Annotated in this window: 2 protein-coding genes and 1 pseudogene; all 3 read left to right on the top strand. The window is 78.0% G+C overall.

The window, feature by feature from the left end; genetic code table 11:
• Positions 1-377 (top strand): annotated as a pseudogene (locus tag ABZ914_RS51325) (pyridine nucleotide-disulfide oxidoreductase); the annotation flags it as partial.
• Positions 374-727, top strand: coding sequence for a 4Fe-4S dicluster domain-containing protein (locus ABZ914_RS51320; RefSeq protein WP_500201809.1), 354 nt, complete (start codon positions 374-376; stop codon positions 725-727). The pseudogene ABZ914_RS51325 and the gene ABZ914_RS51320, both read left to right, overlap by 4 nt.
• Before the next feature lie 119 nt (positions 728-846).
• On the top strand, positions 847-1,441 hold a 595-nt coding region (locus ABZ914_RS51315; protein ID WP_500201808.1), incomplete at its 3' end, for a DUF6518 family protein.

Below are 1,441 nucleotides of genomic sequence, written 5' to 3'. Positions count from 1 at the left end.
CCGGTCTCCGGCCCGGCCGGCTCGACGCGGCGGAGGTCGTCCGGGCGGTGCAGGCGGAGATGCTGCCGCTCGACCGCAACCTCTTCCGGACGCGCGCCGGGCTCCGCCGCTCCCTGGCCTCGCTGGACGCGCTGTGGGACCGCGTCACGTCCGAGGGCGTCGCCGGGACGGGCCGCGAGCGCCTCCGGGCGCGGTCGGCGGCGGCGATGGCCGCGCACGCCCGCTGGTGCTACCGCGCCGCGCTGGCGCGCGAGGAGTCCCGGGGCCTGCACCGGCTGGAGGGCCTCCCCACCCTGCCGCGGTTCGAGCACCGCCTGCTGACCGGCGGCCTCGACGATCCGTGGACGGCCGCGGAGCCCCTGGAGGTGCCGGCGTGATCGAGGTCGTGAGCGCGGCGCGCTGCGTCAAGTGCGACGTCTGTGTCAAGGTCTGCCCGACGGACGTGTTCGACCGCGGTCCCGACGGCCTGCCGGTGATCGCCAGGCAGGGCGACTGCCAGACCTGCTTCATGTGCGAGGCCCACTGCCCGGCCGACGCGCTGTACGTCGCGCCGTTCAGCGGACCGGCCCCGGCGGGCTCACCGCACACCGACGAGGCGGCCCTGGCCGGGGCGTTCGGCGAGTACCGCCGCGTCGTCGGCTGGGGGCGCGGCCGCACGCCCGGCAGCCGCGCCGACCGCAACCACATCTTCACCGAACGGCTCCGGTCCGCCCAGCGGGACCCCTGAGACGCCGGTCCGGGGACGGGCGGCGCCGCCGTCGAGGGTGCGGGACGGCGACCGGGCGCCGCCCGACATCACTCTGCGCGGTGATGCCCCCGGGCCGGCCGGGGGCCGAGACTGGGCGCATGATCCGACGAGCAGGCGTCCTTCTGGCCCTCGGAGCGCTGTCCGGCGCGACGACGGAGCTCGCGATCTTCCATCGCCCCTTCCACCTCCTCGCGATCTTCGCCGGGGTGTGGGTGGTGGGCGCCGGGTGGATCGGCCGCCGGGCGGACGCGCCCGAGGCCGCCGCCGTCCACGCCGCCGCCTTCCTGACGGGCATGGTCTGCGCCTTCTACCTCACCGTCCTCGGCCTGACCTCGGACCTGCGCGGGACCCTCTGGGCCTTCTGGCTCGCGGTGGCGCTGACCGGCGGGCCGCTGCTCGGCCTGGCGGGCCACCTGACCAGGCGCCCGAACGTATGGGCGGGCCTGGCGGCGGCCGGGCTCGCCGGGCTGCTCGTCGCCGAGGCGGTCCGGCTGCTGCTCGGCTACAGCACCCCCTACCGGCTCGGCTACGCGCTCTTCAACCTCGCCGGAGCGGTGCTCGTGCTCGGGTGGCTGCCGCGGGGGGGGGGGCGGGCGGGGGGGCCGGCGGCGGCCCCCCGGGGGGGGGGGGGGCCCCGCAATCCCGCGCCCCCCCCGGACGCTCCGGCTCGGCGGGCGGGAGCACACGGTCATC

Origin of the sequence: Spirillospora sp. NPDC046719, assembly GCF_040645715.1 — a bacterium.
Classification (GTDB): Bacteria; Actinomycetota; Actinomycetes; order Streptosporangiales; family Streptosporangiaceae; genus Spirillospora.
The sequence above is the reverse complement of the archived record's forward strand: the minus strand, read 5'-3'. Positions and strand labels throughout refer to the sequence as shown.